The organism is Aurantibacter sp. (assembly GCF_042094015.1).
Lineage (GTDB): Bacteria > Bacteroidota > Bacteroidia > Flavobacteriales > Flavobacteriaceae > Aurantibacter.
Genome location: NZ_JBELDZ010000061.1, coordinates 1 through 5,822, shown reverse-complemented (window position 1 = coordinate 5,822; position 5,822 = coordinate 1). Strand labels below are relative to the sequence as shown.

Below are 5,822 nucleotides of genomic sequence, written 5' to 3'. Positions count from 1 at the left end.
TAAAAGATCAAAATGGAAAAATTTACTTTAAAGTAAAAAATTCTTGGGGAACAAATAATAAAGAACATGGTGGATATGTTTATATGAGTGAAGCATATTTTAAAATGAAAACCATTTCTATATTATTACACAAAAATGGAATTCCTAATAACATTGTAAAATTATTAGATATCGATTAAATATAAAGTTTCACATAAAGTTAAAGTCTTAATACTTATGATTGTATCATACGCATTAGGACTTCTTTTTTTACGTATTATTGGATATAGAGATATAACATTCCATAATTGTTATTACATCGTAATAACAATTATGTTTATCGAAAAACACTCTTTTTTTTACAAAACAGTAGTAATATAGAATAAACTATTTATTAGATTGTACAACTATTAATCTAATATGACTCTAGAATTAACACCAATTAAAGAAGATGTTTTAAAGGTATTACCTTTAAAAACTGGTGTGCTTTATTTTTTTAAAAATCTAGTTTGTATTGAAGTAAATGAAGGTGTTCATTTAGACTTAAACCTTTCTAAAGAAGTTTTCGAACCTATAAACTCTTTCTATAAAGACACAAATTCAATTGCTTTTTTAAGTAACAGAATTAACGATTTTTCTATTGAAGCTTTAGATTATCCAAGTTTTTTTAAAGCATTACCTAAAATTAAATTATTTACTGTTGTTTATTATAATGTCAACAATAAATACAATATTGAAATAGAAAAGCAATTTATTATAAATGTACCATTTAAAGGGTTTAAATCTTTAAAAGAAGCTTACACTTATTCTAAAACATTTATAAATTCTAAAAATATACAATTAGCTTAGACTAGTCTAATCCCATCAGATTCTATAGTAATTTTCTTGTCTTTATATAAAGAACCAATAGCCTTTTTAAAGGTTTTTTTACTCATCTCTAATTCCTTTTTAATAGCTTCTGGACTAGATTTATCATTTAATGGTAAAAAGCCAGAATTATCTTGTAGATAATCAAAAATATGCTGTGCATTAGGTTCTATATTCCTGTACCCTATTTGACCTAAAGCAATATCTAATTTATTTCCTGGACGTATTTTTTTAACGACACCTTTAACACGATCTCCAACATGTAAGTCTTGAAATATATTATCTTTATAAATTAAGCCAAAATGTTTATCGTTTACAATAACATTCATTCCCATATCACTTGGATGAGAAATAATAATGTTAACTTCTTCAAACTCTTCAACCGTTAAATCTTTATTATCTAAAAATCTATTTGTTTTACTTGACGCTACTAAACGTTCCGAAACTTCATCAACAAAACAATGCACTAGATACCAACCGCCTTTTTTCATTGGAAAGGCTTGCTCTTTAAACGGACAAAACAATTCTTTTACCAATCCAAAATCTAAAAAAGCACCATGACTAGTTACTTCGTTACAACGTAACATAGCAAATTCTCCATTTATAATAAATGGTTCGTCTGTTGTTGCAATAAGACGTTCTTCATTATCTAAATAAACAAAAACCTCAATATCTTCGCCAATATTAAAAACTTCTGGTACATAACGATTTGGAAGTAATACTTCATCTCCTTCATCATTACCTAAAAACAATCCAGGTTCTGTATCTCTTAAAATTTCTAATGTATGGAATTCACCTATTTGTATCATACTGCAAAAGTAGTGATATAATTTGTTTCCTTTAAACTAAAATATATTGAAAAATGTATTGAGCAATAAAAAAGCGTTACAAAGTAAATTGCAACGCTTTTAATTTATCTAAAAAACTGAATACTATTTATAAACAGCTTCTTTTTTAAAATGCTTAGCTAGTAAATAATAAACTACAGCTCTATATTTATTTTTGTTAGAACGACCATAAGTTTCAATTACAGAATCAATCGCTTTATCTAAATCTGTATTGTCTGCTAATCCTAATTTCTTGATTAAGAAATTATTTTTTACAGTTGCTAATTCTTTTTCATCAGTACCAGAAACAGTAGATGCATCTTTATTGTAAATAGATGGACCACAACCAATAGTTACTTTAGTTAAGAAATCCATATCTGGAGTTACACCACATTTATCTTTTAAATCTGCAGCGTATTTTGTGATTAAATCGTCACGTTTACTCATAATAATAGTTTTAAGTTATTTATTGAGTTATAAATATACAATTATTTTTATTCGGTTTTAACATTTCAACTTAAAAAAAGTTTATTTAATAAATTTAAAATAATTCAATAAAATGTCGTCATTCTCTCTGCTTGGAGTAAAAATCTCCAAAATTTGTGGTTGTAGGTTATTTGTATAAAACTGGTTTAGTTCAATCTCTAAATCTGCTTCGTTATCTGTACTGGCGTAATTAAAACCATACATTTCGGCTAATTTACTTGCATTTAGATTATGTTTAGTTTCAAAAAACGTATCAAAATTATCTGTGTTTTTATGTCCGGGTAATATTCTAAAAATACCGCCACCAGAATTATTTATTACAATAATTTTAAAATTTTTAGGGATATAATTATTCCAAAGCGCATTACTATCGTAAAAGAAACTTAAATCCCCTGTAATACATAAGGTTGGATTGTTAATTATTGTTGCTGCTCCAATTGCTGTACTAGTACTTCCGTCTATTCCGCTAGTTCCTCTATTGCAAAAAAATGTGTTTTTTGAATTTAAATCGAATAATTGTAAATATCTAATTATAGAACTATTTGCAGATTGTATTTGAAAGCTTTCTGGTATACTTTTCAAGATATGATGAAATGCCTTAAAATCTGAAAATCCAATTTTAGACATATAATCTGTATGCTTTTTTCGTCTTAATTGCATCTCGTTAACCCAAAACGTTTGATAATTACTTTGAACAGATTTATAAGAATTCTGCCAAGTATTAAAAAATGTATTTAAAGGCATTTTAAACCATTGGTTTAAAATATAAAATGTATTATTGGCTTGATGTAACCCTAAATGATAATGACATTCTGGTTGATAAGCTCTTAAAAACTGTTTAATTTTTTTAGAAACTACTAATCCACCAATTGTAAGTAAAATATCTGGTTTTAATTGTTTAAATTCTTGATCTGCTAAAGCACCAATTAATTTATCTATACTTGGAATACTATTTTTATGATGAAAATTAGATGTGCTTTCTGTTAAAATTAAAACACTATTATCTTCTGCTAAAAGGTTTACGTAAGCTCTTTCTAAACTGTTTGGCTCTAAAACACCAACTAAAACCATTTTTTTAGATGAGTTTTTCCAAATAGTATTAAACGTATTAAATTCTGAAAAATCTGCTTCTTCTAACTTACTTTCTATGTTCTCAACTTCTATAGAAGCAGACTCTTCAATATCATATAAAGGCTCGTTAAACGGACAATTAATATGAACCGGTAATTTACTTTCTATAGCCTTATTTAAAGCTATATTAATTTCTGTATTATTATAATCTTGAACACTTTGTTGCAAGCCTAAAGCCTTTTCTAACTTATTTTCTAAACTCTTAAAAATTGGTAATTCTTTTTCTGTTTGAGTAAATTGTTTGTTTTCAGTAATATCTTCTTTTAAATTAGCTGTATATACTACGTGAGTTCCATAAACATCTTTTTGGTCTATGGTTTGTCCATCTCCTATGCCAATTCTATATTTTGGTCTATCGGCAGAAATTACAACCAAAGGGATATTACTATAAAAAGCTTCTGCTACTGCTGGAAAATAATTTAGTAAAGCACTTCCAGATGTACAAACTACCGCTACAGGTTCTTGTAATTGTTGTGCTATGCCTAAAGCGAAAAATGCTGCACAACGTTCGTCCACAACACTATAACATTTAAAAAACGGATTATGTGTAAAGCCAATAGATAAAGGCGCATTTCTGCTTCCTGGAGACAAAACAATATGCTTTATATTTTTAGCTTCACACAACTGAATTACGGTTTGTGCTAATGGAATTTTTGGGTATTTCATAACGTATTGTAAAAATACAAAACCTTTGAAATTTATTTATAGATTTTAAGAATATGTTTTATCTACAACAATTTAAAAACTTGATTTTGTCAATGTTTTAAGCTAAATTTGTTTAATACAACTAAATTTTAATCAAAAAAATAATGCTAACTTTTTTAGACGAAAACAACTTATATTTTTTATTAATAATAGTTATTATTATTTTAATATTTGGTTTTTTATATATTAAAAATTTAAAGACTGAAAAAGATAGAAAACTTGAGTTAATTATTGGAATTACAGCAAGTGTATCCATAATTTTAGTAATGTATAACTTAATAATAAACACAAATTCTAACAAACGAATTGAAAAAAATAGAACCACACATAATACCTTAGAAAATATTCAAAGAAATTGGCTAACTCCTCAAATTGAATTAGCACAACTTTATCCTGAAGGTTTTTACCTTTTTAAATCTTTAACTCCAGATACTGATCATGGTAATATTGAGCCTATTGACTATGATCAAGCAAAGAGAATACAAATTGAAATAGCTAGCTCTATAAGAATATTTCAAGCAATGGAAGACTTTTTATCTCTTGGCTCTAATGATATTACTGGAAAAGATATATGGGTTAATAACTTTTTAATGTGGTTACAATCTCCTATTCTTAGAAAAAACTGGGAAACACTTTCATTTAATTACTCTAAAGACACTAGAAAGTTTATTGATAAACTAATATTAGAGAGTGATAAGTTAATTTTATTAAGACAAAAAAACAATAAACTAACAAGAGATGACTATGATCAAATTTCTAAAAATTTCCAAGTTCATTTTCGTTAATTAAAAGATACTAAAAAAGTGTATTTTTCATAGTTTCAGTTTTATTACAGGTTTCTTGCCATTCGTTTTCTGGAATAGAATCTTTAGTAATTCCGCCACCAATATAAATATGCGCTTTTGTATCTGTTAATTGCATACAACGTAAATTAACAAATAAATTCGAGACTTTTTTTATAGAGCCGTACGCGTTATTTTCTACATTTCTACGGTTAGTGTTTCTGCTTTTTTCTTCTTTAAGATTTAATTCACCTAAAAAACCAGTATAGAATTCACGATTATAATTTTCGTATTCTAAAATAAACGTTTTAGTTACTTGTTTTGGCAAACCACAAACTGCTGGAGTTGGATGCAAAACTGCAATTACATTTTTTAAGTTTGTATTTAAAACACCAGATAATTTGGTACGTAAATGCAATAAATTTCCAGCTTTTATAGTTTCTGTTTTTCCAATAGTTAAACTGCTTACAGAATCTTGTAAATTAGATACTAAATAATTGGTTACTAATTGTTGCTCTTCGGTTTCTTTAGCTTGCCAATCATTTTTATTATTAACAGCTTGTGTTCCTGCCAAAGACATTGTTGTAAATCTGTTTCCCGTAACACTTAATAAAGTTTCTGGCGTTGCTCCAAGCCATAATCCTACTTTTGGATGATACCAACAATACACAAACGCATTATTATACGTTGCCAATAAGCGTTTAAATAATATAATGGGATTGTTTTCTTTAAGCGGAATAACTTCTTTTCTAGAAACTACAACTTTTTCAAAATTATGATTTTTTATATGTTGAATTGCTTTAGACACCAAACTAAAATGAAATCCTTTAGCAGTAATATCTACTTCATTTTTAGGTTTTTCTAATTCTAGTTCTTCTGATGTGTTTTCTAAAACATCTACCTCTATAATATCAGATGCGTCTAATGGAATTAAGATACTTTTTTCTTCGGAATTAAAAGGAGAAAAAACAAAACCACTTTCCGTAAAGTCTTTGGTATAAAAAACAGTATCTGTGTTCTGGAAAACGCCTTTTACATTTGTTTT

General features: G+C 27.0%; 7 protein-coding genes. 3 read left to right on the top strand and 4 right to left on the bottom strand.

The genetic code is table 11. The features are described 5' to 3' along the window. The first annotated feature begins 20 nt into the window (after window positions 1-20). Together ACFDSN_RS09175 and ACFDSN_RS09170 are read left to right on the top strand one after the other, a co-directional pair. A complete protein-coding gene (locus ACFDSN_RS09175) occupies window positions 21-179 on the top strand; it encodes a C1 family peptidase (RefSeq protein ID WP_375239561.1) in 159 nt (52 codons plus the stop codon). 220 nt (window positions 180-399) lie between these two features. After that, window positions 400-828, top strand: a complete 429-nt coding sequence (locus tag ACFDSN_RS09170) for a hypothetical protein (RefSeq protein WP_375239551.1) — start codon at window positions 400-402, stop codon at window positions 826-828. Here ACFDSN_RS09170 and ACFDSN_RS09165 read toward each other — a convergent pair. The 3 genes from ACFDSN_RS09165 to menD all read right to left on the bottom strand — a co-directional run bounded on the left by ACFDSN_RS09165 (window position 825) and on the right by menD (window position 3,956). After that, window positions 825-1,655, bottom strand: coding sequence for a S1 RNA-binding domain-containing protein (locus ACFDSN_RS09165; protein ID WP_375239550.1), 831 nt, complete (start codon window positions 1,653-1,655; stop codon window positions 825-827). The genes ACFDSN_RS09170 and ACFDSN_RS09165 overlap by 4 nt on opposite strands. Window positions 1,656-1,778: 123 nt before the next feature. Next, window positions 1,779-2,120, bottom strand: a complete 342-nt coding sequence (locus tag ACFDSN_RS09160) for a DUF2853 family protein (RefSeq protein WP_375239549.1) — start codon at window positions 2,118-2,120, stop codon at window positions 1,779-1,781. 81 nt (window positions 2,121-2,201) lie between these two features. Continuing rightward, entirely contained in the window at window positions 2,202-3,956 is a 1,755-nt protein-coding gene (menD, locus tag ACFDSN_RS09155) for a 2-succinyl-5-enolpyruvyl-6-hydroxy-3-cyclohexene-1-carboxylic-acid synthase (protein WP_375239548.1), read from the bottom strand. A 143-nt stretch (window positions 3,957-4,099) separates the two neighbouring features. Here menD and ACFDSN_RS09150 point away from each other — a divergent pair, with 143 nt between their 5' ends. Continuing rightward, window positions 4,100-4,780, top strand: a complete 681-nt coding sequence (locus ACFDSN_RS09150; protein ID WP_375239547.1) for a hypothetical protein — start codon at window positions 4,100-4,102, stop codon at window positions 4,778-4,780. 10 nt (window positions 4,781-4,790) lie between these two features. Here ACFDSN_RS09150 and ACFDSN_RS09145 read toward each other — a convergent pair. Further along, the coding region (locus ACFDSN_RS09145; protein ID WP_375239546.1) for a chorismate-binding protein at window positions 4,791-5,822 on the bottom strand (1,032 nt) is incomplete at its 5' end.